Here is a 24549-nt window from a genome sequence, read left to right as displayed (position 1 = left end):
CGAGCCAGTGGGAGATCATGGCCTCCCACTGGTCCATGGGGTCCAGGGTTTCCCGGGCGCGCCGGATCAGTTTCCCAGGTCACCTACTCCCACGGCCCCCATGATGGCGTTGCCGAAGGTGGCGGCCAGGCCGGGGTAGGTCTTGATGTTGGCGGCCAGGGCCTCTTTTTCGTCGGGGTGCACAATTTCGGATACGAAGTTGCCGAAGGCTTTCATGGCGTCTTTGCCGGCCCCTTTCTGGGCGCGGGAGATCTGGGGTCGGTTGGGGCGTTTGAAGTGGTGCCTGATGGTCACCTCTTTTCCGGCAAACCGGTCGTTGAAGGTGTGTTCCATAAGGGTGTAGCCTTCGTAGGAGGTGGATGCTTCGGGTGCGGTTGTATTGGGGTTTTCTGTGGTCATGCGTTGTTCTCCTTGGATGATGTAAAGCCTCAGCCTGCCTCCGGCAGGGCTGCCGGAGGCAGACATGGGCTGAATCGTTACCGGTTCGCCCCATGCAAGGGCATGGGGCGGTTGGGGTTAAAGGGCTGCATCTCCGCCCCACTTGATGGGGGCGAGGATCTTGAAGTCGAGTTTCACCTTGCCGGTGGCCGACTCGTCCTGCTTGGCGCTGGTGTCCTGTTTGGTGATTTTCACCTTGGGCAGGGTGTCGGTGACGGTGTCCATGCCCTCGTCGCCGTAGCTCACGCTGATGGGAAAGGGTTCACCCTTGTAGACGCTGCCGCCAAGCTTCTTGCGAAGGCGTTGAAACTCCTCCCTGAGAAGGCTCATGGATCCCGAGGCGCTGTAGTTCTTGCGTCCGTATTTCGTTGAAATGCTGCCTTTGCCGTAGACGAGATCGATTTCCCGACTGTCGTTGTAGCTGATCTCTTCGATATCGATTGCCGTCGTGCCGTTAAGATCAATGGTTACCGATTCCCAGTCATAGGTGTTTCCGTTGATGGGCATTAAGCCACCTCCAGTCTCGGATCCTGACGGCTGCCCGCGTACACGTACTGGGCAAAGAGTCGGATCTCTCGGATAATGGGCAGGCCGATGAGGGTAAACTCAACGGCAACCCCGTTGTTAACGATGTCCTGGCCGGCGGGGATCTCCACCTTGGAGGCGGCCAGCTCTTGGGGTCTTGCTGCGATCATGGTGCCGTGGGCTCCTTCGATGCAGGCTTTCAGATAGTTGAGGCCGCTGCCTCCGTTGTCCGCCAGGGTGGGGTCCCCGGCTTCGTCGTACATGCTCTTGAGAGCTGCCATGCGGGAGAGCCGCACCGCCTTGAAGACGGTTCGCACCACCTCTTCGTACTGGAAGTCGCTGGTGGGATCGGCCAGGGTTCTGGAGTCCCCCCAGTAGGCGGAGGAGAGGCCCGCATAACGCTTGGCCGTCAGGGCGCCTGCCTTTTCCAGGATCTTCTGGTGGGCTTCGTTGAAGTCCTCGTCCAGGGTCCCCTGGGAGATGCCGCCGTCTTTGACGCGGCCCGTGGCCCGGCATACCGGAATGGAGAGCACCCGACCTGCCTGGAGCCCGGCCCAGTTGCGCATCAGGCGCTTGCCCGAGGGGTCCGACACCTCGCCGTAGGCCGCGCACACCTGAACAAACCGGTGGGCGTAGCTGTCCAGCTCGGCCTTGCAGGCCGCGGTCCAGTCATCCACGGTTTCTCCGTCCTGGGGCAGGCGATAGGCCATCTTGAAGTAGGTGGGGCGGTGGAGGTTCCACAAGGCATCGGCCTTGGCACCGGCTGCCGCCCAATCGCTGCTGTCCGAGGGCCCCACGATGAGGACGAACTCCACGTCATAACGTTCCAGGGGTTTCTCAAGGGCCGCCATCACCCCGCTGATGCTGGGCACAGGGGGAGCCAGGCGGCAGGTGTACACCGTGCCGACGGTCATGTTCGAGGCGGGAACCGTGATGGTTACTCCCGTGGAACCGGCGGCAATCAGGCCGTCGGCGGGGAGGGTGCGTTCAACATCCCAGGAGTCGCCGCCGTCCAGGGAGAGCTGGTAGGTGCCCTGGTTCCGGCCACCGGCTTTGACGATCTTCAGGACCAGCTCACCGGCTGCCTTTACCGTGCCGGCCACATCGATGTCCGGGCCTGTGCCGACTTTCTCCACAGGGCCGATGGGGGTGCGCACGGTGACGCTGTAGGTGTCGCCCTCTTTTTGTTCTTCATCCGAAAGGACCAGGGTGGCCCCGGAGTCCCCCAAGGTGACCTGGCCGTTGGCCGGGGTGGCTTCCGCCGGGGCGAAGGTCTTGCCGCCGTCCAGGGAGAGCTCGCTTGTGGCCGTGCCCAGGGAACCGGCGGTTTTGATCTTCAGCACCGCGTCCAGGTTGCCTGCGGGAGAGCCTGTTGCCGTTGCGGAAGGTCCTGTGCCCGTGTGGCGCACGCTGCCGATGTACCCGCCGGAGAGGCCTTCAACAGGCACGGCGATGACCACAGGCTCCTGGCCCCCTGTTGCAAATACGTCCTTGAGGGTGTCCACCAGGGGGCCGACACCCAGGAGACCTTCGAGGTCCGAGTGCTTGCCGAGCAGGTAGGCCTTGCCCACGGTGCCCTTGGAGCAGACACCGGTCACAATGGCCGTGCCCGATACCCCGCCGGGAGCAAGGCCGCTGGCCCCGTCCACCAAAAATTCCAATACGTCGCCCATAATCGCTCCTTACACGATTCGGCCACCGCCCAGGGGGCGGTTGCGGAACCGTTTCAATGCGTCGTTAAACGCGGTTTCGGTAATCTGTTTGCCGGGAGCCCAGCCTGCGGCCTGCATCAGTCCTGCAAGCTCCCAGGACGGCAGGGCGCTTTTGTCTGCCAGCGCCGCCAGATCAAGCTCCTCTTCCTTTGCCTTTGTCTGTTGTTTTTTGGCCATTTAAGCCTCCTTGGTTTGGGGGGTGAACTGCACCTTGCGGATCAAGGGCAGGTCGGTCTCTTTACAGAGCATCCACTCAAAGGTGAGGTGAAGGCTGTTGCTCCGCCTCACGAACACCTCCGTCCTGTTGCCGGTAAAGCCTTCCCGCGTGGCCTTTTCCACGCGTATCTGTACAAGGTTGTTGTTTGCGTCCGTACGCTTGGGGGGCAGGGTGACGATGAACGCGTTGACAAATGCGTCCAGCCATGACTCATCGTCTGAGATCACCTCGACTCGCACGGGGAGCCGGCCCGTGTAGACCCGGTTGCGGACACGCTGATGGGTCCCTTCCGGCAGCGTCCACTTGGCAAGGGGCCGGGGGGCGTACATGAAGGTTTCTGCCAGGTACTCAAGCTCAATGCGCTTTTTGGGATCGATGGGGGACGGCTTGTTCGGCTTGGCCATCACGCTGTCTGCGCTGAGCCCGCACTGAACCGCCGCTTCCCTGATCCATGTTTCCGCCTGCTGTCTCATGCCACCCCCATGCTGTGCCTTGTTTTGTCTAAGGTGTTGAGTGCTTCCATCACCTGAACATCCTCCTTAGCTGCTTTGCGCCTTGGGGAAGGGATCAAGCTTGCCCTCGCGGATGGCAGCAAGATCGGCCTCCGCCCGGTTGCGCTCGTGGAGAAGGGGCAGCCACTCGTTGTCGGTGTCGGCCTCGGACGTCACCAAGGTTGTCACCGCCGCCACGGTTCGCCAGGCCGAAAGGGCCGCGGCAATGCGGCAGAGGGTGGCCGAGGAATCGGAGGCCGCATACCCGCCTGCAAGAAGGGCTTCGTCGATCTCTCCATTCACTGCATCCACGGCACGGTTCGTGACCCCGGGGCTTTTTTCCTCCGCCACCGACAGGTAAGCTTGCAAAACGTACAGGGTCAGGTCTTCCTGTGTGCACCAGGCCATGGCTATGCCTCCTTCTCGGAAATGTTGATTCGTTTCATGTCGTGCTCCTTCGTTGTTGACGCCTGTACTATCCCACGGGTGGACGGGGGCATGGGTTTCAAGCGTTTTACTCTTAATGCATGGTTCCGGCGGCAAGGGGCTATGCCCCTTGACCCCAGGTGCGCACATGCTCTGCACCTTCGTTCCTCTGGTGCGTCACATGTGCTGACGGGCTGCGCCCGTGAGTATTGGTCAGGTGCACTCTGTGCACCATGATCGGGTACCGTAGGTTTGCGGGATTACCGGGGCATCCGCGTTATGCCAGGCCTTCATTCCAGTGCACGGAGTGCACCCTACAAACCCCGGCACTCCGGGGGGTAAAGCCAACAAGGGCGGCGACTTTGTTTGTTACCGCACCAAATGGCCCACAGCCCGTGGCGGGGCACCGGAATTTTGGGGTGATGTGGTGAAATGCGCGGAGAGCAGGGGGGCTTTTTGTTTGCCAGGTCTGGAAGCGAGTGCCGAGGGTGTCCTCAAACCCGCTCCTTATAAATGAGGTAAAAGCGTGGCCCCCGGCAGGGCGCCGGGGGCCTTTTTCAATTTATGAGAATCGGTTCATCGTTTGCATCCATCGTTGAGGAGGTATTCCTGGATCATTTCAACGGTCCCTTTGACGCCGTCCATTTTCCCTGAGAGCCCGGCGACCTCTTCGGCCACGTCGTTGATGCGGTCGTAGACTGCCGCCAGGTCTTCGTGGGAGAGGGCATGGGCCATGTTTGTCTCCAATTTGGTGACACGCTCGGCAATGACCGACACCTCCTGATGGACCCCTTTGATTTCCCGGGTCTTGGCGTTGAATCGGCTGCCGAGCCACACGTACGCCCAGATGGCGAGGGTGAGGCCGTACTGGCCCGCGTCAAACCAGAACCGCAGGGCTGAATAGTCCGTCGGTTGTGTGCTCACCTTTTCTTCCTTTCATGCCGGGATTCGCAGGAGACGCACCGCACGCAGCCCGGCATGGCCTGGCGCCGTTTCATGGGGATAGGTTCACCGCAATCCACGCATTCGGTGAGGGATTCGGCGGCGGGGGACCGGACCATTGCAAGCTGGTTGGCTATGGCGTTGCGGTTCAGGTGGTCGGCGTAATCGTTTGCTTTGTCGCAGATATCCATTGCCTTACGCCCTCCCCAGCTTCAGGTTGCCTGCAAGGCCCTTGGACGCCATGCGGTCTCCGAACCACCAGGTGACCGCTGTCACCGTGAGGTACAGCACAATGTTGATGGTGTCCGAAAGGATGCCTCCGGCCATGGCCGGGGTCAGGGCGGGGCCGTTTACCGCTTCCAGGAGCTGCCACGCCTTTGCCGTGATCCAGGTGGAGACGCCCAGGAGGTAGGCGGTTATCCCGGGCCGGGCCATGGATTTAAAGGCATCGGCCAGTCCGAAGAACAGGGCCAGGAGCACCCCGAAGGGCACGGTGAGGCATTTTGCCCAGCCTGTCATGTCCAGGAGCCGGTCCATGTAGCCGCTGTCAAAGATGCGCACCTGGCCTGCTTTCTGGCTCTCGGTAAAGGCCGCCACTTCGGCCATCTCGATCTCTCCTGCCACCCGGGTGCGGGTGACCCTGATGTTGGCTTCGGCCTCGGCCATCATGGCTTCGCTCTCTGCCTCGACCATGGCCACGTCGTGTGCCCGCTGTCTGTCCCGGTCGTCCATCTCCAGGGCCTTGATTTTGCGTTGGTTGTACGAGGACCAGACGGTGCCGATAAGCCCGGTCAGTCCACCGAAAAGGGTCGTCAAAAGGGTTCCTTCAAGCATGGTTGTTTTCCCAGGGGTCGATGATGGTGATCTGGGCGTCCCGGCCCGCCATCAGGTTGTTGAATTGCCTCACCGTGGCCCGTGACACCAAGACGGCCCGCTGGCCGTTGAGCCAGCCCATGCGCCTTCCCAGCAGCACGCATCCCTCCACATGGGTCTTGAGCCCCTTGCGGATGTCCCCGGCATAATTGCCGGAGTGAACGAGGATATACGTGCGGTGGGGAACCTGGCGGATGTGGTAGGTGGCACGCCTGGGCGTGACCCGCCATGCCATGGGGTAGGTCCCGGGCGGGATGCACGACACGTTGGGTCGATTCTCCCGCCAGGGCAGCTCCAGGGTGAAGCAGGCAAAGCCAAGCTCGGGGACCGTCAGGATGCCTTCGGTGCCCTGGTCGGATTGGCGCAATCGGGTGAGGTATAGGGTGAGTGTTTTTTCCATGAAGGTATAAAAACACAGAAAAAACAGAGGGTGGGTTTAAAGGGTTTTAACGTATTTTGACTGGCTCCCAGGTGCCCCCACCTGGCCGCCGGGGGCAACTGAATGGTTCAGCGTTGGCCCTGGTGGGCGGCCCGGACAGGCCGGTATACCCATCTAATCAAAGGACCGCTTATGCTGGTCTCGATCTTTTCGCAGGGACCGCTGCTTGCTGATGATGTTGTAAATCTGTGCCGTGGTTAGCCCGGTCTTTCGGGAAAGCTCACGCTGGTTGCATCCGTCAAAGAGCCGGAAGATCATGGCATCCCGGATGGCCCGCTTTAACTTATCGTCCCTGGGAAGGTAGACGTTTCGCCCGCCCAGGTAGTGGGCAATGACCACGATGACGTTTTGGGACCACTCCAGGGCCTCCTCCGGCTCCATTTTGGCCCAGTCCTGGAAATGATCATCCACCACATCCACCAGTTCGGCCAGGAGGGTGGGCCACAGGCGCTGGTCATCCCTCACCGACGGGTCCAGCCCGCTCAGTACCTGCTTTGCATCCATGGTATTCAGGATCGATGGCTTGATTGTTCTGGCCTTTCGTTTCATCTCTCCTCCGTATTCTGCTGTCTTGCCAGGGCAGGTCATCCCGTCCTGCGATCTCCCGTACGTGTTTTTTTCGCCTATCCGCTACACCGCCGCCAGGGCCAGTGCCACAGGCTTGTAGGCTTCGGTCTCTTCATCCCGCTCATACACCCGCAAATAGGGTTTTGTGTCGGCCACTTTCATGCTGTCCGTGATGGCCTCCATGGCTTTTTTCCATTTGGGGTGTTCAATCTTCAGCTGGCGAAGGCCCAGGACGCGGGAGGTGCTTACCTTGCCTTCGGAGTCCGTTTTAAAGGCATGGTCCACAAGGGCCTTTACCTCGCTCCGGCTTCCGTCCGTCCATTCGTGGATGCACTCGTCAATGAGCTCCTTGGCTACCTGAAGGCGCTCGTCAAAGACGATGTAATCGGCCATGGCGCGTTCGACCCGGTACCGTCCGTCAAAGGAGTGAAGGGTGACGTTTCCTTTTTTACCACCGATTTTTACCCCGTACTTCTCACCGGAGAGCTGGACAAAGGCCGCCGTGTCCGCCATGGCCCTGCCCTTGAAGTCGGCCAGGACCTTCTGGGTGGCCTTGGCTCTCTCAACGATCTCTTTGACCAGGTCGTCCCGCATCAGGTCCAGTTCCTCTACCTGCTCCATGGGGACCAGGTGGCCTTTCATGTCCTTCATGTATCCTTCAGGTACCTGCATCACTCTTCACCTCCATTGATCAATTAGGTCTTCGGCCCGGTCCGGGGCCTTTCGGGCGGCGGCAATCTCTGGGAGCGCCTTTTGTCTGTACAGCGGCCAGTTCACACTCATCGTTTGATTCTATGGTGGTCGAATTGGATCTTCCACCAGCTTGGCCGTTGTGACGGAATACACTTTTGTGTTAGTGTTTCTTTGATTCGGTTACAATTTGACCTACACATGAAATGTATGATTGTGCAGGCTGCTGGGTTGTGTACACCGTGGGTTGATTTATCGCCCACAAAACTATTCATGTCAAGTGTATTTTTGGCGATGAGGTTTAATTTTTAGTGTACTCAAGGCCCCGGTATGTACATAATGAATAATAATTGCTGGTTACACTTCAGGTTTATTTTTGAGCGTGCCATTGCATCTTAAGTTTAAACGGTTGCAACCGGTTTGGAGGCGCTATGGATTCGGTAAAGGCCATTGATAGAATCATGGAAGCCACTGGTTTAAGCTCGCAAAGAGAGCTTGCGGATTTGCTGAATGTTTCTGTTCAATCTATTTCGAATCAAAAGAAGAAAGAGGGGATTCCGGCCCCCTGGCTCCTGACTCTCTGTGACAGCCATGACCTTAACCCCAAATGGATAAGGGATGGCGTGGGGCCGAAATATATTGGCAGGGACGGTAAGGATGGGAGCGCAGGCCATCAGCCTGAAGAGGAGTCACAGCAGGTCAAGCCGCCGTGCGTTCGCCAGGAAGGCCGTATTGAAGAGGATGAGAACGGGGAGCTGAAGGTCCCCGTCCTTGAAGCACCCGAGGTGGATCACTACGACTACATCCCCATGGTTGAGGCCCAGCTGTCGGCAGGGGGGGGCTCCTTCATGGCCAGCGAGCGGATCAGGGATTACTATGCCTTCCGCAAGGCTTTCATTGCCAACGTCGCCACATCAGTGAAAAAGCTTATCCTGATGCGTGTTTCCGGTGAGTCCATGGAGCCCGAGATCCGAAACGGGGCCACCGTCATGATAGATTTGGGCCGCAGGCACATTAAAAATAACTGCATTTACGCCCTGGGCCTGGAGGACACCATCATAATAAAAGAGCTGGAGCGTATCCCCGGGGGCCGTGTCCGCGTCATTTCCAAAAACCCCCAGTACCCCGCATACGAAGCCGATGCCAAGGCCCTGCGTATCATTGGCCAGGTGATCTGGGGTGATCGCATGTATCCCATCTAAACGACCATGCCTTGGGCATTGGAAAACAAAAAAGCGGCTCCGGGAAACTCCCCGGAGCCGCTTAAAAACGAGTTCATTACAGTCTGTAAAAAAACGGTTTTCCTACCTTCTTTTCCCGCCAATCCTTGGCCCGATGGCTGAAATTCAATGACTGTGCTTCCCGGTAGCGGGTTTACCTTTTTCCCGACCCCTTTGATTCCTGCTCCTGTCGGATTGCTGAAAGCGCGGACGAAACAATACCGGTTGGCACGGCAACCAGTCCCAGGCCCAGCATTAGAACAACAAAGGTAAACATCCGTCCACCCGTGGTGATGGGGTAAATATCCCCGTAACCCACCGTCGTAAGGGTTGCCACTGCCCACCAGAGGCAGTCAAAGATTGAGCGAAACACCTCCGGCTGTGCCTGATGCTCAAAGTGGTAGACACCCACCGCTGCAAGGTAAAGCATGACCATGCTGCCCACGGTGAAAATCAGCAGCTCTTCCTTGGCCAGGGCAATGGCCTTGCTGAACCGCAGGAGAGCGCTGTTGTATCGAGCCAGTTTCAAGAGCCTGGTCAGCCGGAGAAGTCTTAAAATCCTCAATGTCCGAAGGTCCACGGCCGGGGCAATATAAAAGGGGAAAATCGCCAGGAAATCCACAATGCCGTAAAAGCTGAAAATGAATTTCAGGCGATGCTCGGCGGTGTAGATCCTCCAGAGGTATTCGATGGTGAAAATGCCTACGACACATACCTCGGAATACCATAAAAATCGACGCATACCCGCAGATAAGTCCGGTATGGTTTCAATGGAAAAGCAGACAACTGAATAAAGGATAAGAAGGGTTATAAACAGGGATACGGACGGGGCATCCTGCTTGTGTGTTTCGGTGCTGCTTTCCACCGGAGCTATCTGCTGTGGCTTCATTCTTTTCCTCTGTAAGATTTCAAGACATGATGTTACTGATTGGGTCTTTGGCTGACGATGAATTATTTATCTTTGTTGTTTTATGAAAGATAATGGGCAGGGGCAACAACTAAATGAAGAGTGACTATGGTTTTGTGTGGGGTAGGATTCAGTGATTTGAAAATGCAAAATGTAAATCAGCGTTTGCTGTTTGATTTTCTCACCCTTCGGGCGAGCCGGTGGAGGGCGAAAGGTTTCGGCAGGCATCCGGGTCAGTGGATGTTGTTTCTACTGTTGTTGAAATGAATAAATACAGACCATTACGTTAAAAAAATGTTGACACGCAGGCGGGATGAAATTATGGTGAGTCGTAATAACTAGTTATTGTGGGAATCAAGAAGCGACCCGACAGGATGCTGGAACATCCTGCCAGGCCTGACCAGAACAACCTTACAAGGAGGTCGTCATGGCTAAGCGGTTTTTTACACCACCCCCCGATCCATTTCAAGTCGTATTTTCCTTTATGCGCATCACATCGCGCACCTTTTACCTGCACAATTACCGGTTCAAATGGCCAGTGAACACGTGCGTTTCTGACTGACGGCGGGGGAAGACGCCTCTTCGGAATTCTGCGCGTATTCGATCTGCGCTGGTGGCAGCGGTGCTGCGTCTTTTTCCTCATGTTCTCACCGAAGAGGTGTTTTCCCTTTTTCCTTTTTCAGGGCAAGCCTGTTCCCTCGCTGAGGGGCGGCTATTCCTTATAAAAAACATTTGTCGCGCGTTGGTTTGCCTTCCTTCGGGGGCGTGAACGAGCAAGACGCCACGGATGCGCGATGAAGGCGGATCGTGATGAGGGGATCAGGGGATGGTCTCTGCAACAGCCTGAAGATGCGGGCCCTGTCTGTTTTCCTCTCACCAGAATAAAAGGAGGTTGTCATGGCTTTAACCGATATGGACTCTTCTCCAGGGATGTTTGAGGGCACCGAAATTTCGGAATTGTGCGACTCCATCAAGGACATTCACCGCCTGCTGAGGTCCGTCGGATCCTTTTATGCGGAGCTGGATGCCGCGGAAGCGCCCGGGGGCAACGGCCTTCAGATCGATTTCAAGAAATGGGGCATCCGAACCATCACCGAGGACCTCCTGGCCCGGCAATATGCCAAGATCGATCGGATGGCGGCAATCTATAAGGAAGAGCAGGAGAGGATGATGGGTAGATAGGGCCCACACGCATCGAACAGGCCGGTGGCCAGGCGGAGTCAGGGAGATGGGCCGTATTGGCTTCTTCAGGTAAAAGATCGCAGGTTTCTGGGGGCGGCTGAAGCAGCAGGTCGCCAGCTTCACCGAGCCGGGGGATACTCGGTATGTCCACACGTACAAATAACACGGCCCGGCTATCTGGTTTTTGCTGTTTGCCTGGCTCCTTTGCTTTGTTTTTTGGGGGGAAGAGTTTCTTAGTGTTGAATAATATAGATATACTTTTTGCTCTTTGTTCTATACGCTATGTTTGAAAATGGTGGGTAAGGTTGTTTATAGTTTGAGGATGTTGAGTGATGTTTAACTTTGAAAAGTAGGATATGATGAAAACACTTCGGCTTGCTATTTTGACGGCTTTTATTCTCCTGCCCTCGCTTGTCTTGGCGGGAAACTGTGACAACCCAACAAATGATTTTGATGGCGTCTATTGTCTCACCAAAAATTATCTGGCCGTAGATACCCGGCTCAATGAAACGTATGGTGAATTGATTTCCTTTCTGACCGATGATCAGAAAAGACAGCTAAAAAAAGAACAGATCCAATGGATGAAAGAGAGAAATGCGACGTGCTCTATAGATCATGAGGGACGTTTTTTCATTGATCTCAACCTTGCCACGCAATCAACTCTATCTCGTTTGTCATATTTGAACAAAGAGCTTCAGCGATTCAAAAAATCGGGGGACGTCAGCCTTAGCGCTCCTTCCGATACCAGCAAACCATTGGACCCGCCTCCCTTGAATTTGCCACGGCCGTACAAAGTCAGCACCTTTTCAGCCATGTATTTTAACGGGACGGACCATGTGAGTTCCGAAACGGTCACGCATCCTTCCATTAATTATGAGAATGACGTTTTTTGTAAAATTCCTGCCAGCAGCTTTGAGGCCGTTTGGGAGGCGAACATTGACGCCCAGGAGGCATGCAGCCTGCCCATATCGTTCGCTTCGACAACACACGGTATGGCTGCCTTTTTTTTGGATGATGTGTCCATACCCAACGGGCTGGATTCCAATGGGAGCCTGTCCATTCCCCTTGAAACCGGAACGCATCGTCTGCGAATTGAGTACAAAAACCATGGGTACAGAGCAAATTTTAACGCAGCGGTGGTGAACTATCCCGGTGCATCCAGCAAAGGCGACCTCCAGGTATTTTTTGAAAAAGCGTTAAGTAATTCAGCCAAGTCCGTTCACATTTCAGGTGAAACCACCACCGATTATAACAATAATGTCCATGTATACTTACCCGACGAGGGCCCGGTTTTTTTTGTTCTCGAGAGCCAGACATCGATTAACTGGACTTTTTATAATCAGAGCGACGTCAGGGTAAGCGGTGTTCTTATCTGCTGTGATTCCGGAGCCTCCACAGTAACGGGGATCCGCGAAGACACACCTGTATATCACGTGGAAGCAATTGATCGATCCGTGTATCAAGGCATGCTCCCGGAAGCATTTGATTATGAGTATAAAGAGAAAAATATGCTTCGGGCTGATTTCTCGTATTGATGTGGCCGCTCCCCACTGAAAGCACGAGGTTTCAGTGGAAACGATGGATCATTTAAGCGTAAGCTGAAAGAAAAATATATGATGAGTGAAAATCAAAAAAAGGGATTGTTGGCCGTCCTGCTTGTTACCCTCTGCATCCTGCTGGTCCCTCAGTTCGTAAAATCAAAGGCTCCGGAAACCCCGAAAGTCAAACCAGAAACCGTGAAATCCGATCTGCGGACATACCTGGAAGGGTTGCAGTATGATAAAGGCTCTTCGGTTAAAGCGCTTGCCTACAACCCCACGTGCGGAATGCTGGGTGTGGGGTATGAAAACGGAATGGTTGAGTGGCATGATACCAGCGGAATGAAAGCACCTCAAAACTTCAAGGCACATGACATGCGGGTGAGCAACATCGCCATCTCAGATGACGGTGCCATGGGCTTTACAAATTCTTATTTTGACGATGCAACGAGAGTTTGGGATCTCAAGACAGGGTCTTTGGTAACCACAATTGCCGATGCGCGTATAGCGTCAATAATCTATGAGGAAACTAGAGATTATAAGGTCGTATTTGCATGCGGCACAGACCGCGTAAAGATATTTGACACCCGATGGGGTATTTATGACGATACTTATAAATTCGAGGCCTCTGCTACATCAATGGCTTTGAGTTCTGACAGACGCTGGCTCTCCGTGGGCTCTTCGGCGGGTGGTATTGATGTCTGGGAAGTGACGCGTCAGGGCGATAAACCTGTTCTTGTGAAACAGGGGGCCATACAACCCTATGAAAAAGGGAACTGGATCATCAGCGTTACATTTAACGATACATGCGACAAACTCTATACCGTGACACAAAAAGGCCAGATCGACAGCTGGCGTGTCCCGGGCCTTGAGAGAGAATATCATTTCGTGTCGGGTATCAAGCATGCCTATTCCGCCGTTCCCTTAGGGCGGCCGAACTCAATTATCCTGATGGGCTCTAAAGATAAATGGGGACAAGGATATAGCCACGGTGAGTTGATAGACTTGGACAAGGGAAGCAACAGGCTTGTTTTTAAACGTGTCGCATCACACTGCGTTCCACTGCTCTTTCCTTCCATAGCCGCGATGGTTGCCTCCGGGAAAACAAATCATCTTGTTCACGCTTCCCTTCTGCGTCAGGGTAATGAAGACGATGGCAGGCCGTCGGCGCCAGGCACAGGCCGGAGGGGCGATCGCGGCTGCATATACAGAAACAATCTCCGGATTGTTTTTGTGTTTTACCTGCAACCATGCACTGAAATGCCCCGAAGAGAACCGTGATATTTTGGAGCGGGTTCTGGAGACCCTGGCAGGTGTTTTTTCGGGTGTGCTCGTTATCTGCCTTGAGCCCAATACAGACTGATCTTGGAGAACAAATCCGGCGGGTATTATCCGGGCCTGCCGGGTTAGCCGCCGATGCTTCGCCTTAACCGGTTATCGCCTTCGTTTGCAATACGTTCAAACAGGGAATCGAGCTGGGGAAACACATCCCATCTGTCCTTGTGAAGGTGACCTGCGATAAGGTCAATGACCTTAAGCTCCAAGGCATCAATGCGTTTGCCTTTCCAGAGTGTGTCAGCCAGCGCAAGGGTCAGCTCTTCAAGGGAGCATTCCATTTTATTCCAGCGGCCGTGGGACAAACAGCACCGGGCCAGTTCGGAGACACCCCCTGGTCAGAGTAGTATTTTTTCACCCTGGGTATGTTTATGGTTGAACCGGGCGTCGACATCTCTTGGGGGTGGACGATTTTTCCTATGTCATGGATCAAAACCGCGGTCTGTACAAACTCGGAATCGACGGGAACGTTCAGTTTCTCAAATGTGGTCAGAAGCGCGTTTGCCGCTTCACCCACCAGCTTGGCGTGGGTGATGAGATGGCCGGGTGCTCCCATGGTTTTCAGCAGTTCAAATGCGTCTGTCTGTGAATGCAGCAACGAGGATTCTCCCGAAGTCGTTCGTTTAAGAGTGTAGCCAATGACGGTTTGCCTGTCTTTTACCCGTGGCTGCACGCAACGGCCTGGAAATGATGATACCCCTGCTCGTCCGGGTCTGCCATGGCCACCCAACCCTGGGGGGTGTTGGTGAGGCGGATGCGTGTTTTGACGGGCTGGCCGTCGGGGCGCGTGAGGTTGCACGGCCGGGTGGGTTTCATGGAGAGCAGGCTGATGAGCTGGGTGCGGGTGAGCTCCCTGCCGAAGAGGGTTTTCCAGATGACAAACCGGCAGCCGCCTTTGTCAGCAGGCCAGTTGGCGCAGCCAAAGCCTCTCTTGCCTTCGATGATGGTGCCGCCGCAGGCCGGGCAAGGGGGCAGGGGCTTCTGGGGGGCGTCGGGCCTGGGGGTTCTGGGGGCAGGTGGTTGCACCTGTTTTGGTTCGGAGGCAGGGCGCTCCGAGGCCCAGGGCACGGGGCCGTCGTTTTTTTTGCCGCTCTTTTTGGGCTTGGAGTCGAAGTCAAAGGTGGTTTGCCAGGTGCCCTCTTTCTGCACAAGAACGATGGCCGCGGAGAACCGCTTTTTCTTTTTGGAGAGAAAGCCGTTGTAGGGGCCGGATTTTTTCGTGCGCAGGAGGTGGCCCACCATGTTGGGGCTTAGCGTTTTGCCGGCCATTTTTTTCCAGATGGTGAAGCCGCAGGTGCAGGTGTAGTTTTTGTAGGCTTCAATCACCTCGCCCCCGCAGGCCGGGCAGCGGCCCACCACCTCGCCGGTCTTTTTGCGGGAGGCCGGAGCCTTGCCTTCCATGGCAAGGGTTTTCAGCTCTTCCATGGACTTTTCGACGAAGCCTTTGATGGCGGCAAGGAAGTTGTCGTGTGAGCCGTCGTTTTCCCCCAAGGCGATGCGGTTGAGGCTCATCTCCCAGCGGGCGGTCTCTTCAGGGGAGGTGAGGACCTTGCTGACGGCAGTCTTCTGGAGCATCTCCACCAGGTAGCAGCCCTTGTCCGTGGCGTTGAGGGTTTTGCCTTCGCGTTTTGCGTACTCGCGGGTGATGAGGATCTCTAGGATCTGGGCGCGGGTGGACTGGGTGCCGATGCCGATCTCTCCACGGAAGAGGTCCTTCATGGCCTTTTCCGATACGTAACGTCCCGGGTTGGTCATCTCCTTCAAAATCAGGGCGTCGGTGTAGGCCGGGGGTGGGGTGGTCTCCTTTTTTTCCGGGGCCACCTTCTGTTTGTGGGCGGGATCCCCCTTGGCCAGGGGCGGGATGTGGGCCTCTTCCTCTTTTTTTGCTTTCACCGGCCATGCCGCGCGCCAGCCCGGAGACAGGATGATCTTGCCCGTGGTCTGGAAGGTCTCCTGGGAGAACCCGGTGACGATCTTTATGTTCTCGTAGTGGCAGTTGGGGTGAAAGGCCGCGGCAAACCGCCGGAGCACCAGCTCAAAGATCTTGGCCTCGTCCGCCGATGCGCTGGGGGGCAGGTTCTTTAAGGGGATCAGGGCGTGGTGGTCCGTGAGCTTGGCGTCGTTGAAAACCCGCTTGTTGGAAAGGGAGATGCGTCCGTGGTCCACCCCTTCAAACAGGGCCGGGGCTGTCGGGGCGAGCTTTTCCACCAGCTTTTTGACCATGTCCAGGTTCTGGGTGCCCAGGACCCGGGAGTCGGTGCGTGGGTAGGAGAGGCATTTTTTGTCCTGATAGAGCCCCTGGGCCACGCTCAAGGTCTTTTTGGCCGGGAATCCGAACCGCTTGTTGGCCTCCTGCTGGAGGTCGGTGAGGGAGAAGAGAAAGGGCGGGGGCTCCGACTTTTTCTCCTTTTCCGCGGAGAGTACCGTACCCGGTGCGTTGTCGCCGGTGAGCCGCTCCACAAGGGCTCTGGCCGCCTCAAGATCGAAGAGGCGCGTCTCCTTGCCCTTGAACCAGGTGCCGATCCAGGTGCCCTTCTCGTTTTGAAAGTGAACTTTTATCAGAAGGTAGGGCTCGGGCTTGAAGTTCTCCCGTTCCCGTCGTCTCTGCACCAGAAGGGCCAGGACCGCCGTCTGCACCCTGCCCACGGAGTAAAGATCCCCCAGGCGCACGGTAAGGGCCCGGGTGCCGTTCATTCCCACCATCCAGTCCGCCACCTGCCGGTAGTACCCCGCACGCCAGAGGCGGTCGTAGTCGGTGATGGGCTTCAGCTTATTCAGGGTGCTTTTCACCACGGCAGGGGTCAGGGCCTGGCTTGTCCAGAACCGCATGATCCGCCCCTTGTCCGTAAAGCCCGCCTGCAACAGGATGGTCCGGGCGATGACCTCACCTTCGCGCCCTGCGTCCGTTGCGATGATTACCCGAGAGAGTCCCGGGGTTTTAAGGAGCTTTTTGATGACCGAGAGCTGCTTGCCGCTTTTTTTGATGGGCTTGTACTTGAAAGGCTCCGGCAGGATGGGCAGGGTGTCCAGGGACCATTTCTTGAAGGAGGGGCTGTAATCCTCGGGGGCGAACAGCTCCACCAGGTGGCCCACGGCCCAGCAGATCAGGGTGTCGTTGCCCTCGAAATAGCCGTCGCGCTTTGTGCGGACGCCCAGGGCCTTGGAGAAGTCAACCGCCACGGAGGGCTTTTCGGTGAGGATGAGAGTGGTCATAGAGCTGTCATAGCGTAAAATCCTGGAAGAGGGAACGCAAAAAGAAGGTGCTTAAGGTGGCTTTGTTGTGGATAGAATGATTTCTCGTCATCCTCCTTGATTGAATCGTGTTTCGTCTATTTCGCCGGTTCAAGGTCGCCAGGTCGCCAGGATTGGTCAAACCATGCCTCGGTTGGGCCATAGATACGGAACAAGAGGTTGAACCCCTTTCCCGGAATCGTCTGGATCCAGTTATTCTCCCATCCTTCAGGTGCTTTGGCTGCAAAATGAACAGTTGTGGTGCCAGTCTGCATTCATCCGGATCCCTTGCTTTTGCCATTGAAGCCTGCTTCTGGTGGCGGCCTGGTGGCTGAGCATGAAGCCTGTGACTGTGCATAGACATGAAGGACCAGAATGCTTTAGCGAACGCTTTCAGCAATAACGTCCAGTGGCTTCAAAGGGTCAGTAAAAGTTTCCCTTCATCACGGGTGCCCACTAGGTAGACCGACCCTTGCCCCACCTTGGTTGTGACCATATCCGGGGTAATGCCGGTAGCCATGAAGTGGAACACGGTACGCTCGGTAACCGAAAGCACACCGTTTTCATCTTTGAATTCATGCCCCTCAATGAGTGGGGTGAACCACTGGCGGTTGTCGTAGACCTTCACGTGGTCTGCCGGAAAGAAGTTAGCGCCGCGGGCTTCAGCGGTCGCAATTTTTGCCGCCTCTTTGAAGATGCCCTGCATCCTGGCATCCGGCTTAAATTCCACACCTTTTTCAATGCCAAGATCCTTTGCGATTCCAAGCCACTCTTCGTTCCAGAGGGCTGTGGGTTCGTATTGAATCAGAGCATTGATTTCACTGAAGAACTTATCGTTCATCGCGTGGACAGTATTGTATTGAATGCCCGTAATGTTAATGAACTCCGTTTTCTGCCCCGGCTTGTTATACGGGTACAGTTTCATAGTGTCCTTGAGCGCCTGGACATTCTTTGGGACATCGGCCTTATCACCGACAATGCGGATCAGTAGCCAATGCTGATAGCCTATACTCTCGATGGGAATGTAGCCAACCGGAATATTACCTTTATAGCTGGAGTGGTAGACAAAATATTTGCCGCCTTTGCCTTGGTCCTTTGGATGAGGAAGCCCGATGCGTCCTGTGAATTTAAAGGCCGCATTATCAAGTAAGCCTAATACGGGTGTGCCAACTTCAAGCACAACAGGGCCGTCTTTGACGTCTATCTCGCTGCTGACGTAAGGGGTCGTTGTGTTGGCCGTCAACCAAATGCTTTCAGCTGTCAACATGTTCTCGGAGACAGCGATAGTCTGGTTGGGCTTCATACCAATGCTCTCGTGCCCGACTAACAACCCCTGTATAGAAGCGATGGGAATGCCGGACAAAAACAGACGAACCGCGTTAGCCGTATCCACGAAATCACGGGTCTTGCTGTACGTCTTTTATATAGAGACGCCGTCTATAAGTCATTTCTCCAAGATATTCAGACACCACACGGTTAGGTGTGATGATTTCATCTGGAACTTTTGCTCTGTACTTTGGAGCCGCAGCCACCGTTACGGGCAACATCAGCAGGGCAAACATCACTGCTATCATCGTCTTCTTCATCTAAGTTCTCCTTTTCTTTGTCCGTCTTTTGAATTCTATGTTCCGTCATTTCGATGGGGTTGTGGTTTCTGCTTTCTCCTACAGCTAACGCTACACTTCACCGTAAATTTGCCAAAAACGTAGACATGTTAGAAGTAGAGGCTCCCAAGCACAATATAAATAGGAAACCCTAATGAAAACGTAATATTTTAACGAAATGTAAATCATTAAAATCTTCAACGAGGCGGATGCTGGTATTTCTCTGAGGTAGATTTGCCGCAAACAAGGTATCTCTAACCTGAATATTTCATGAGAAAAAGATCGCTTTGGTGATGTGAGAATTATTACAGTTGGTTGTCTATAAAAATGAAACATTTCAAAAATGCAAAATGTAATTCACCACTTTCTGCTCGATTTGCTAACCCTTCGGGCGAGCCGAGTGCACCCATCTTCTGCGTTATCAGAGCTTTGAGGTAAACAACTAAAACTGAAAATCGAAGTGCGGTGGTATGAGTGCTTCCGGTTTAAAGCGTATGAAAGAAATGAAGCAAGAGCTATCACAACTCAAGCGCATGTTCGCTGACATGGCCCATGAAAACTAGGCTCTGAAGGATCTGATTGAAAAAAGCTTTAAGGCCGTCGGAGAAACGGGAGGCTGTGAGCTACCTGATTGCCGCGCACCAGCTGTCCGTGAAGCGAAGTTGTCGTTGTCTATGGTTGTTTCGGTTGGCCATTTATAAAAACTTCAAGACGAAGCATCGCGATACCGAGGTCATTGAAGCTATTCATGCGATTATAGACACGCATCAACGCTGGAGCTTTTGGGAAATGTTCCAAGCCTTGCGCAAGGAGCACCGTTGGAATTACACGCAATTATATCACATTTTCCACTGTATCAGGATAGTTGTCGCCAAATTAATCATTGGGGGCGTTGAAGGTTGACATGTGTTATTCACAAATGTTCAGAGACAAAATGATCCGAAGAATGACCGGAACGACCGCTATCATTGAAGTCTTTTATAATCGTATAAGAATACAAAAACGGTTAGGGCATCGATCCCCAGTTCACTACAAAACCAGACAAGTTACAAAATGCGGCATAATTTGTGTCTGCTATTGCCAACAAGGGTCAGTGACAACTACCTTGACACCTGATGACTCACAATTTATTTAAGCGGTTCAAACAGATACTCCAGCCCGTTCACCTTGATCTCATAGACCAGCCCCAGCATCTCCCCCAGCTCCCCCTTGGGAAATCCCTCCTGGTGGAACCACACCACATAGGGCTCGGGCAGGTCCACGAGGAGGACACCCTGGTATTTTCCGAAGGGCATGGGGGTTCTGGCGACTTTGAGGAGCATGGTGGGGTCGAAGGTTGGGCTTTGCATGGGGTTGATCCTTATAAATATTAAATCTGATGGCTTCACACTATGAGTTACCGAAAATACCCCGGCTTTGGAAGGGCGTTGCGCAAGATGACATGAAAAAGCGCTCCCTTCAAGGGGCCGCGGCTTGCTTTCTGAAGGGCGCGCTGATAGATTTCCACCATCCATCATCAAAAGAGGGTGTTGGGCGGTTTTGTTGCAGGCCCATTCGGTCGGTCTGTTTTGGGTCACGGGCACAGCCGTGGGCTGTTTTTTATGTTTCGGGGTTTTCATCGTGTTTGATGCAAAGCGAGGTGTTCGGGTTTTTGTTTTATGGATGTGTGCGGTCGTGTGTATCGTGTTGCCCGCGCCCCGAGCCGAGGCCCAGGAGCCTCCCCACAAGAACATCCTCATCCTGCACTCCTTTCATAAGGGGCACGTCTGGAATGACAGCATCTCACAGGGCATCGACGCCGGGCTGGCGCGTGCGGACGCTTCGTCCATGGTTCTCAGTGTCTATTACGAGTACATGGACGCCGAACGGTTCGGCAACGCAGGCCAGGCGCGCCGCCTGGCCGACTTTCTAAACCAGAAATACCGCCAAATCCCCCTGGACGTGATCATCGCCACCGACGATTCGGCCTTCCGCTTTCTGTTGGATGAAAAAAAGAAGATATTTGCCGACACCCCGGTGGTTTTCTGCGGGGTGAACTACTTTGAAGAGTTCGAGATGTTCGGCCACGACCGCTTTACCGGGGTGGTGGAACGCATCGACATCCTGGAGACCGTCCGCACCGCCCTTCGCCTTCATCCCAGGACCCGGGAGATCCTGGTGGTGGTGGACCAGACCGACACCAGCATCGCCATCCTGAAAACCATCGTCACCTATTTCAAATTCATGGACGATCCGTCCCTTTTCCGTTTTATCCCGGCCATGAGTATAGAGGAACTCCAGGAGGAGGTGAGCCACCTGCCTGAAGACACGGTGGTCCTGTTTGTCAATTTCACCGTGGATCGCACCGGCCGGACCTTTTCCATGAAGGAGGGCCTCCGGCGGGTGGCCCGTGCCTCCAGTGCCCCCATCTACACCTTCTGGGACAACTACCTGGGGTACGGGGTGGTGGGGGGCATGATGGCCAGCGGCAGCGCCCACGGAGAGAAAGCCGCCGAAATTGCCCTGGGCCTGTTGTCCGGCACGTCGGTCCAGGCCGTGCCGGTGTTCAAGGAGAGCCTCAACCGCCATATGTTCGACTACACCCTCATGGAGCGGTTTCATATCAAAGAGGCGTCCCTTCCGGCCGGGACCGAGGTGATCAACGTCCCCTTCTCCTTTTACAGCACCTACAAAGAGCTGGTGTGGGGCATTGTCCTGAGCATCGCCGGGCTGGGTATGGTTATCCTGGTGCTTGTGGTGAACACCTTTAAGCGGAAGAAGGTGGAGACCTCCCTGACCTATTACTCCAACCAGTTGCGCGTCTTGAACTCCATCGACCGTGCGGTGCTGGACGGGAGTTTTTCTTCGGAGACGGTGCAGGATGTGCTTCGGTATGTGCGGGACCTGTATGACTGTCGCTGGGCCTGTGTGGTCTCCTTTGATTTTGAGAGGGCACGGGCCACGGTGGTGGCTGTGGACACGGCCTCGGGGCACGGGGTGCCCGAGGGGAGCGCCTATCCCATCGGGGAGTTCCATTCCGATATCCTGGCCAGGGGACGGCGCATGACCGTGGCCGGGGACGAGGCGGAAAAAAACGCCCTGCTTTCCGGTTTTCAGCAGTCGGAAGGGGGCACGGACGGGTATGTGAGCGTGCCCCTCATGGCCAACGAGGAGCTCATCGGGGCCTTGAACCTCTGCCGGTTCGACCAGCCCGGCCTGCCCATCGAGAACCTGGATATTGTCAAGGAGGTGGCCACGTCCCTTGCCGTGGCCATCCAGAGCGTGAATCTCATGGAGGCCACCCTGCGGCATGGCCACGAGCTGGAGCGGCTTTCGGCCAAGGTGTTTGAGATGCAGGAGACCACCTGCCGTAAGATCTCCTTTGAGCTCCACGACGAGATCGGCCAGGCCCTCACCGCCGCCACATTGAACCTTGCGGCCATGAAGAAGATGATCGCCTCAGGGGTCGGTGCCAACCTCACCGGGCTCCTGTCAGACACAGAAGAGATCGTCAATCGCCTGTATGAGCAGGCACACGACCTCTCCATCAACCTCTGGCCCCCCATGCTGCGGGACTTTGGTCTGGGGCCCACCTTAAGGTGGTATCTGAGCCGCATCGGGGAGAAGGTGGATATCCCCCTGATCCTTGACGCCCCGGACTTTTCGGAGCGGCCCTCCGAAGAGATCGAAGCCGCCGTCTACAGGCTGGCACAGGAGGCCCTGAACAATATCGTCAAACATGCCCGGGCCACCCGGGTGACCATCTCTTTGAAGCGCCGCACCGACGGGATGATCGTCTTTACGGTGGAGGATGACGGGGTGGGGTTCGAGCCCGAGGCCGTGGCCTCCGGGGGAGACATGAATCACAAACTGGGGCTTCTGGGCATGCGCGAACGCATCGCCTTTCTGGGGGGACGGTTCACGCTGTGGTCCAGCCCGGGCCAGGGGACCTCCATCACCACGGAGATTCCGTGGAAGGCAAAGAAGGAAGAGACAACATGAGCAACATCAAGGTGCTGGTGGCCGAAGACCATACCATCGTCCGCAAAGGGCTCTGTGCCCTGCTTCATGCGGAGCCCGACATCGAGGTGGTGGGGGAGGCGGAGAATGGCCGGGAGGCCGTAAAGATGGTGGAGCAGCTCGTCCCGGATGTAGTGCTCATGGACATTACCATGCCGGAGCTCAACGGCATGGACGCCACGCGCCAGCTGAAAAAGAAGTTTCCGGAGCTGAAGATCCTGATCCTCTCCATGCACACCAGTGAGGAGTACATCTTTGAGACCCTCCGGGCCGGGGCCTCCGGGTACCTGGTAAAGCGGTCTGCCACCACCGATCTTATCCAGGCCATCCATGTGGCCCATAATGGGGAGTCCTATCTGAGCCCGGATATTTCGAGCAAGGTGATCACCTACTACGTGAAGCAGAAGGAGGGTGGGGGAGCCGCTGAACCCGAGGGTCTCGACAAGCTTTCGGACCGGGAGCGGGAGGTGCTCCAGCTCATCGCCGAGGGGCACGCCAACCGGGACATCGCCGAGCAGCTCTTCATCAGCCCCAAGACCGTGGAGGCCCATCGCGCCAATATTCAGCGAAAACTCAAGATCTCTGGTACGGCCGAGCTGACCAAGTACGCCATTATCAAGGGGCTTGTGGAGCTGGGCCTGTAACAGAGTCTGGGGAGGGGATAAGAGTAGGCGCGCCGCACGATGGTATGGCGCGCCTCCGGGGCAGGGCCTCCGGCAGTGATGCCGGAGGCTTTTTTGCGTCTAAAGGGCCGCTGTGTAGATCCCGACGACGTCCTCAAGGGTGGGGCGCCTGGGGTTGGTAACACCGCAGGCGTCTTTCTGGGCGTTCCCCGCCATGATGGGCAGGTCCTCTTTTTTAACCCCAAGCACGGTGAGGTTTTCGGGGATGCCGATGTCCCGTGAGAGGGTCTGGATGGCGGTCAGGGCGGTTTCGGCTGCCTCGCGGGTGGAGAGGCCCTCCACGTTTTCCCCCATGGCAATGGCAATATCCACGTAGCGATCGAGCCTTGCGATGAGGTTGAATCGGGAAACATGGGGCAGCAGGATGGCGTTGCACACCCCGTGGGGCAGGTCGTAGTACCCGCCGAGCTGATGGGCCATGGCGTGGACATGGCCCAGGCTGGCGTTGTTGAAGGCCATGCCCGCCAGGTATTCGGCGTAGGCCATTTTGTCCCGCGCCTCGATGTCCTCGCCGTTGGCAACGGCCGGGCGAAGGTAGTCGGAGATCAGCTCGATGGCCTTGAGGGCGCAGGCATCGGTGACGGGGGTGGCGATGGTGGAGACGTAGGCCTCCACCGCATGGGTGAGGGCGTCCATGCCTGTTGCCGCGGTGAGGGACGAGGGCATGCCCACCATGAGGAGGGGGTCGTTGATGGCGATGGCCGGGGTCACGCGCCAGTCCACAATGGCCATCTTCACCTTCCGCGAGGTGTCGGTGATGATGCAGAACCGGGTCATCTCGCTGGCTGTTCCGGCCGTGGTGTTGATGGCGATGAAGGGGGGCATGGCCTGGGTGGACTGATCCACCCCTTCGTAATCGTGGATGGTTCCGCCGTTGGTGGCCACGATGCCGATGCCTTTGCCGCAGTCGTGGGGGCTGCCCCCGCCCAGGGTGATGATCATGTCGCAGCCGCTCTCCTTGAAGAGGGCCACGCCGTCTGCCACGTTCTTGTCCGTGGGGTTCGGGACGGTGTCGTCAAAGAGAACGACCTCGGAGCCGGTCTCGGTTTTGATGAGGTCCGTGATCTGCGCCGTAAGACCGGCGTCGGTGATGCCCTTGTCCGTGACCAGCAGGGGCTTTTTGGCGCCCAGGGTTTTGATCTGTTCTCCGAGTTGCTTATGGGAGCCTACGCCCATGAGGGTGACGGTGGGAATATAAAATCCGTAGACAGCATCTGATTGTGCCATGATGGATACTCCTTTGCGTGTGTAATGATGGCAGTTGGTTTTTTGACCACGCCTAGCGTGGTGATGTGTTGTACTGCAAAAGCAGGGCCGAAGTCTGGGTGTTTTTGCCCTGGTGGCCCTGGATTTGGCGCTGATTTTACACAACAGCGTGAATTCGCAGGGAACAGGCGTTTGAAAAAAATGTGGGCGTCGGTGGCGTGCAGAAGGGGGCGGGGTGGGAGCGGAAGAGGGGCTGTATCATTGTGACCCGATTGGATCCGGGCAGTGGGACAGTTTGATACGGCCGGGGGAACCCGGCCTCTT

General features: G+C 56.0%; 28 protein-coding genes and 1 pseudogene. 8 read left to right on the top strand and 21 right to left on the bottom strand.

Going from position 1 to position 24549, the window contains the following annotated elements; genetic code table 11:
• Positions 1 to 66 precede the first annotated feature (66 nt).
• From ACOYW2_RS15415 to ACOYW2_RS15360, 12 genes are all read right to left on the bottom strand, one after another.
• Positions 67 to 399, bottom strand: coding sequence for a DUF6848 family protein (locus ACOYW2_RS15415; protein ID WP_482418924.1), 333 nt, complete (start codon positions 397 to 399; stop codon positions 67 to 69).
• 117 nt (positions 400 to 516) lie between these two features.
• Complete coding sequence (locus tag ACOYW2_RS15410; protein ID WP_482767036.1) at positions 517 to 945, bottom strand: hypothetical protein; 429 nt, start codon at positions 943 to 945, stop codon at positions 517 to 519.
• The gene (locus ACOYW2_RS15405; RefSeq protein ID WP_482767035.1) at positions 945 to 2636 is read right to left on the bottom strand and encodes a DUF2586 domain-containing protein; all 1692 of its coding nucleotides are present in this window, start codon (positions 2634 to 2636) and stop codon (positions 945 to 947) included. The genes ACOYW2_RS15410 and ACOYW2_RS15405 overlap by 1 nt, the downstream gene beginning before the upstream one ends.
• 9 nt (positions 2637 to 2645) lie before the next feature.
• Positions 2646 to 2852, bottom strand: a complete 207-nt coding sequence (locus ACOYW2_RS15400; protein ID WP_092215598.1) for a hypothetical protein — start codon at positions 2850 to 2852, stop codon at positions 2646 to 2648.
• Entirely contained in the window at positions 2853 to 3365 is a 513-nt protein-coding gene (locus ACOYW2_RS15395; RefSeq protein ID WP_482767034.1) for a hypothetical protein, read from the bottom strand.
• 66 nt (positions 3366 to 3431) lie between these two features.
• On the bottom strand, positions 3432 to 3791 hold the full coding sequence (locus ACOYW2_RS15390) for a hypothetical protein (protein ID WP_482767033.1): 360 nt from the start codon (positions 3789 to 3791) through the stop codon (positions 3432 to 3434).
• A gap of 594 nt (positions 3792 to 4385) precedes the next feature.
• Positions 4386 to 4733 carry a hypothetical protein gene (locus ACOYW2_RS15385; RefSeq protein ID WP_482767032.1) on the bottom strand — a complete coding sequence of 116 codons (348 nt, stop codon included), beginning with the start codon at positions 4731 to 4733 and terminating at the stop codon, positions 4386 to 4388.
• Positions 4730 to 4942, bottom strand: coding sequence for a TraR/DksA family transcriptional regulator (locus ACOYW2_RS15380; RefSeq protein ID WP_180143124.1), 213 nt, complete (start codon positions 4940 to 4942; stop codon positions 4730 to 4732). The genes ACOYW2_RS15385 and ACOYW2_RS15380 overlap by 4 nt, the downstream gene beginning before the upstream one ends.
• A 4-nt stretch (positions 4943 to 4946) precedes the next feature.
• A complete protein-coding gene (locus ACOYW2_RS15375) occupies positions 4947 to 5585 on the bottom strand; it encodes a hypothetical protein (protein WP_482415603.1) in 639 nt (212 codons plus the stop codon).
• Positions 5578 to 6024, bottom strand: coding sequence for a DUF5675 family protein (locus ACOYW2_RS15370; protein WP_482767031.1), 447 nt, complete (start codon positions 6022 to 6024; stop codon positions 5578 to 5580). Before ACOYW2_RS15370 ends, ACOYW2_RS15375 begins: the two co-directional genes overlap by 8 nt.
• 153 nt (positions 6025 to 6177) lie before the next feature.
• Positions 6178 to 6612 (bottom strand): Mor transcription activator family protein, encoded by a 435-nt coding sequence (locus ACOYW2_RS15365; protein WP_482767030.1) that lies wholly within the window; start codon positions 6610 to 6612, stop codon positions 6178 to 6180.
• Positions 6613 to 6693: 81 nt separating this feature from the next.
• Positions 6694 to 7302, bottom strand: a complete 609-nt coding sequence (locus ACOYW2_RS15360; protein ID WP_180143133.1) for a DUF3164 family protein — start codon at positions 7300 to 7302, stop codon at positions 6694 to 6696.
• 449 nt (positions 7303 to 7751) lie between these two features.
• Between ACOYW2_RS15360 and ACOYW2_RS15355 the strand changes: the two are divergent.
• Positions 7752 to 7940 (top strand): annotated as a pseudogene (locus ACOYW2_RS15355) (helix-turn-helix domain-containing protein); the annotation flags it as partial.
• Between the two features lie 3 nt (positions 7941 to 7943).
• Positions 7944 to 8522, top strand: coding sequence for a S24 family peptidase (locus ACOYW2_RS15350; protein ID WP_482771035.1), 579 nt, complete (start codon positions 7944 to 7946; stop codon positions 8520 to 8522).
• 172 nt (positions 8523 to 8694) lie between these two features.
• Here ACOYW2_RS15350 and ACOYW2_RS15345 read toward each other — a convergent pair whose 3' ends face one another.
• A complete protein-coding gene (locus ACOYW2_RS15345; protein ID WP_482418916.1) occupies positions 8695 to 9429 on the bottom strand; it encodes an ion transporter in 735 nt (244 codons plus the stop codon).
• A gap of 915 nt (positions 9430 to 10344) precedes the next feature.
• On the opposite strand from ACOYW2_RS15345, the gene ACOYW2_RS15340 reads away from it, so the two are divergent.
• From ACOYW2_RS15340 to ACOYW2_RS15330, 3 genes are all read left to right on the top strand, one after another.
• Complete coding sequence (locus tag ACOYW2_RS15340) at positions 10345 to 10629, top strand: hypothetical protein (RefSeq protein WP_482767029.1); 285 nt, start codon at positions 10345 to 10347, stop codon at positions 10627 to 10629.
• A 356-nt stretch (positions 10630 to 10985) separates the two neighbouring features.
• Positions 10986 to 12164, top strand: coding sequence for a lysozyme inhibitor LprI family protein (locus tag ACOYW2_RS15335; RefSeq protein ID WP_482767028.1), 1179 nt, complete (start codon positions 10986 to 10988; stop codon positions 12162 to 12164).
• Between the two features lie 78 nt (positions 12165 to 12242).
• Positions 12243 to 13448: a WD40 repeat domain-containing protein gene (locus ACOYW2_RS15330; RefSeq protein WP_482767027.1), complete on the top strand. Its 1206-nt coding sequence runs from the start codon at positions 12243 to 12245 to the stop codon at positions 13446 to 13448.
• Between the two features lie 125 nt (positions 13449 to 13573).
• Here the strand turns inward: ACOYW2_RS15330 and ACOYW2_RS15325 are convergent, their stop codons facing one another.
• The 6 genes from ACOYW2_RS15325 to ACOYW2_RS15300 form a co-directional block, all read right to left on the bottom strand.
• Positions 13574 to 13783, bottom strand: coding sequence for a hypothetical protein (locus ACOYW2_RS15325; protein WP_482767026.1), 210 nt, complete (start codon positions 13781 to 13783; stop codon positions 13574 to 13576).
• A complete protein-coding gene (locus ACOYW2_RS15320) occupies positions 13759 to 14100 on the bottom strand; it encodes an HD domain-containing protein (protein ID WP_482767025.1) in 342 nt (113 codons plus the stop codon). The genes ACOYW2_RS15325 and ACOYW2_RS15320 overlap by 25 nt, the downstream gene beginning before the upstream one ends.
• 59 nt (positions 14101 to 14159) lie before the next feature.
• A complete protein-coding gene (gene topB, locus ACOYW2_RS15315) occupies positions 14160 to 16715 on the bottom strand; it encodes a DNA topoisomerase III (protein WP_482767024.1) in 2556 nt (851 codons plus the stop codon).
• 116 nt (positions 16716 to 16831) lie between these two features.
• Positions 16832 to 17008: a DUF1214 domain-containing protein gene (locus ACOYW2_RS15310; RefSeq protein ID WP_482418908.1), complete on the bottom strand. Its 177-nt coding sequence runs from the start codon at positions 17006 to 17008 to the stop codon at positions 16832 to 16834.
• A gap of 140 nt (positions 17009 to 17148) precedes the next feature.
• Complete coding sequence (locus ACOYW2_RS15305; RefSeq protein WP_482767023.1) at positions 17149 to 18036, bottom strand: DUF1254 domain-containing protein; 888 nt, start codon at positions 18034 to 18036, stop codon at positions 17149 to 17151.
• 94 nt (positions 18037 to 18130) lie between these two features.
• Positions 18131 to 18319, bottom strand: a complete 189-nt coding sequence (locus ACOYW2_RS15300) for a hypothetical protein (protein WP_482418906.1) — start codon at positions 18317 to 18319, stop codon at positions 18131 to 18133.
• 636 nt (positions 18320 to 18955) lie between these two features.
• On the opposite strand from ACOYW2_RS15300, the gene ACOYW2_RS15295 reads away from it, so the two are divergent.
• Entirely contained in the window at positions 18956 to 19240 is a 285-nt protein-coding gene (locus ACOYW2_RS15295) for a hypothetical protein (protein ID WP_482767022.1), read from the top strand.
• Positions 19241 to 19464: 224 nt separating this feature from the next.
• On the opposite strand, the gene ACOYW2_RS15290 is transcribed toward ACOYW2_RS15295, so the two are convergent.
• The gene (locus tag ACOYW2_RS15290; protein ID WP_180143147.1) at positions 19465 to 19686 is read right to left on the bottom strand and encodes a DUF3820 family protein; all 222 of its coding nucleotides are present in this window, start codon (positions 19684 to 19686) and stop codon (positions 19465 to 19467) included.
• Positions 19687 to 20011: 325 nt separating this feature from the next.
• On the opposite strand from ACOYW2_RS15290, the gene ACOYW2_RS15285 reads away from it, so the two are divergent.
• Both ACOYW2_RS15285 and ACOYW2_RS15280 read left to right on the top strand, forming a co-directional pair.
• Positions 20012 to 22318, top strand: a complete 2307-nt coding sequence (locus ACOYW2_RS15285; protein WP_482418905.1) for an ATP-binding protein — start codon at positions 20012 to 20014, stop codon at positions 22316 to 22318.
• A complete protein-coding gene (locus ACOYW2_RS15280; protein ID WP_482418904.1) occupies positions 22288 to 22980 on the top strand; it encodes a response regulator in 693 nt (230 codons plus the stop codon). Before ACOYW2_RS15285 ends, ACOYW2_RS15280 begins: the two co-directional genes overlap by 31 nt.
• 99 nt (positions 22981 to 23079) lie before the next feature.
• On the opposite strand, the gene ACOYW2_RS15275 is transcribed toward ACOYW2_RS15280, so the two are convergent.
• Positions 23080 to 24246, bottom strand: coding sequence for an iron-containing alcohol dehydrogenase (locus ACOYW2_RS15275; RefSeq protein WP_482415614.1), 1167 nt, complete (start codon positions 24244 to 24246; stop codon positions 23080 to 23082).
• Positions 24247 to 24549 lie beyond the last annotated feature (303 nt).

Source organism: Desulfoluna sp. CLI2B, assembly GCF_056847375.1.
Note: the sequence above shows the minus strand (reverse complement) of the source record. Positions and strands in the feature narration are given on the sequence as shown.

Excerpts from the sequence above, each read along its gene's own strand:
- ACOYW2_RS15415 (WP_482418924.1), bottom strand. The coding sequence starts at position 399 with ATGACCACAGAAAACCCCAATACAACCGCACCCGAAGCATCCACCTCC.
- ACOYW2_RS15410 (WP_482767036.1), bottom strand. The coding sequence starts at position 945 with ATGCCCATCAACGGAAACACCTATGACTGGGAATCGGTAACCATTGAT.
- ACOYW2_RS15405 (WP_482767035.1), bottom strand. The coding sequence starts at position 2,636 with ATGGGCGACGTATTGGAATTTTTGGTGGACGGGGCCAGCGGCCTTGCT.
- ACOYW2_RS15400 (WP_092215598.1), bottom strand. The coding sequence starts at position 2,852 with ATGGCCAAAAAACAACAGACAAAGGCAAAGGAAGAGGAGCTTGATCTG.
- ACOYW2_RS15395 (WP_482767034.1), bottom strand. The coding sequence starts at position 3,365 with ATGAGACAGCAGGCGGAAACATGGATCAGGGAAGCGGCGGTTCAGTGC.
- ACOYW2_RS15390 (WP_482767033.1), bottom strand. The coding sequence starts at position 3,791 with ATGGCCTGGTGCACACAGGAAGACCTGACCCTGTACGTTTTGCAAGCT.
- ACOYW2_RS15380 (WP_180143124.1), bottom strand. The coding sequence starts at position 4,942 with ATGGATATCTGCGACAAAGCAAACGATTACGCCGACCACCTGAACCGC.
- ACOYW2_RS15375 (WP_482415603.1), bottom strand. The coding sequence starts at position 5,585 with ATGCTTGAAGGAACCCTTTTGACGACCCTTTTCGGTGGACTGACCGGG.
- ACOYW2_RS15370 (WP_482767031.1), bottom strand. The coding sequence starts at position 6,024 with ATGGAAAAAACACTCACCCTATACCTCACCCGATTGCGCCAATCCGAC.
- ACOYW2_RS15365 (WP_482767030.1), bottom strand. The coding sequence starts at position 6,612 with ATGAAACGAAAGGCCAGAACAATCAAGCCATCGATCCTGAATACCATG.
- ACOYW2_RS15360 (WP_180143133.1), bottom strand. The coding sequence starts at position 7,302 with ATGCAGGTACCTGAAGGATACATGAAGGACATGAAAGGCCACCTGGTC.
- ACOYW2_RS15345 (WP_482418916.1), bottom strand. The coding sequence starts at position 9,429 with ATGAAGCCACAGCAGATAGCTCCGGTGGAAAGCAGCACCGAAACACAC.
- ACOYW2_RS15340 (WP_482767029.1), top strand. The coding sequence starts at position 10,345 with ATGGCTTTAACCGATATGGACTCTTCTCCAGGGATGTTTGAGGGCACC.
- ACOYW2_RS15335 (WP_482767028.1), top strand. The coding sequence starts at position 10,986 with ATGATGAAAACACTTCGGCTTGCTATTTTGACGGCTTTTATTCTCCTG.
- ACOYW2_RS15330 (WP_482767027.1), top strand. The coding sequence starts at position 12,243 with ATGATGAGTGAAAATCAAAAAAAGGGATTGTTGGCCGTCCTGCTTGTT.
- ACOYW2_RS15325 (WP_482767026.1), bottom strand. The coding sequence starts at position 13,783 with ATGGAATGCTCCCTTGAAGAGCTGACCCTTGCGCTGGCTGACACACTC.
- topB (WP_482767024.1), bottom strand. The coding sequence starts at position 16,715 with ATGACCACTCTCATCCTCACCGAAAAGCCCTCCGTGGCGGTTGACTTC.
- ACOYW2_RS15310 (WP_482418908.1), bottom strand. The coding sequence starts at position 17,008 with ATGCAGACTGGCACCACAACTGTTCATTTTGCAGCCAAAGCACCTGAA.
- ACOYW2_RS15305 (WP_482767023.1), bottom strand. The coding sequence starts at position 18,036 with ATGAAGCCCAACCAGACTATCGCTGTCTCCGAGAACATGTTGACAGCT.
- ACOYW2_RS15300 (WP_482418906.1), bottom strand. The coding sequence starts at position 18,319 with ATGAAGAAGACGATGATAGCAGTGATGTTTGCCCTGCTGATGTTGCCC.
- ACOYW2_RS15290 (WP_180143147.1), bottom strand. The coding sequence starts at position 19,686 with ATGCAAAGCCCAACCTTCGACCCCACCATGCTCCTCAAAGTCGCCAGA.
- ACOYW2_RS15275 (WP_482415614.1), bottom strand. The coding sequence starts at position 24,246 with ATGGCACAATCAGATGCTGTCTACGGATTTTATATTCCCACCGTCACC.